Raw genomic sequence first — 684 nt, 5'->3', positions numbered from 1 at the left:
CAGAATTTACTTAAACGAGGCGTCAGGATCCAAGCTGCCGTTGCTTGTGGGATCACAAGTAAAGGCCCATGGCGGAGCTCGAAAACACCAGGAATACAGCAAGCGCTGAGTAATGAGTATCTTAAGAAAGCAGGATTGTATTCACTGAGAGATGGATGGATCGCGGTTCACTATCCGAACCAGAAAACAGGTTAGGCGTTCTAAATGAACCGCCCTGTGCGGAGCCGCATGCAGGGTGGTGTGGGGGCTGGAGGCTAGATACCTCCGGCTACCCGATTAGGCTGAATCACTGGAATGCATCCATAAGCAGAAAGGTTCCAAGCGACCTCTGATACTGATCTATCAGCGGCACCAGCCTTTTGAAATGCTCGGTGTTGCAGTGCGCGTCCAAAGCTGCACGATCAGGCCACTCCTCGATGAACACGAAGTGCCCCGGGTCTTTCTGGTTGATGTGAAGATCGTAAGACACACACAGCGGTTCTTTTTTGGTTTTTTCCACGAGCTCCCTATATAGAGGCATAACGTCCTCAATGTGTTCCGGCTTGATGAAGTCTTGAGCAATTACTTTGAGCATGAAGAGGATATCCGATTATTCAGCCTAACGCCTCAATAATAAGTGAGCCAAATGTGGCGGGCGATTTGCTCCGCAAATGGCATGACATGTTTAGCGAGTCTTAATTTATT

At 49.0% G+C, this 684-nt stretch carries 1 protein-coding gene and 1 pseudogene; one reads left to right on the top strand and one right to left on the bottom strand.

All coding sequences use genetic code 11. From position 1 onward, the window contains the following. Nucleotides 1-195 (top strand): annotated as a pseudogene (locus tag Q4Q57_RS22055) (group II intron reverse transcriptase/maturase); the annotation flags it as partial. 91 nt (nucleotides 196-286) lie between these two features. On the opposite strand, the gene Q4Q57_RS22050 reads toward Q4Q57_RS22055, so the two are convergent. Then, on the bottom strand, nucleotides 287-574 hold the full coding sequence (locus Q4Q57_RS22050; protein ID WP_311892039.1) for a putative quinol monooxygenase: 288 nt from the start codon (nucleotides 572-574) through the stop codon (nucleotides 287-289). Nucleotides 575-684 lie beyond the last annotated feature (110 nt).

Origin of the sequence: Shewanella sp. SP2S2-6, from assembly GCF_031931965.1 — a bacterium.
GTDB classification, from domain to species: domain Bacteria; phylum Pseudomonadota; class Gammaproteobacteria; order Enterobacterales; family Shewanellaceae; genus Shewanella; species Shewanella baltica.
Note: the sequence above shows the minus strand (reverse complement) of the source record. Positions and strands in the feature narration are given on the sequence as shown.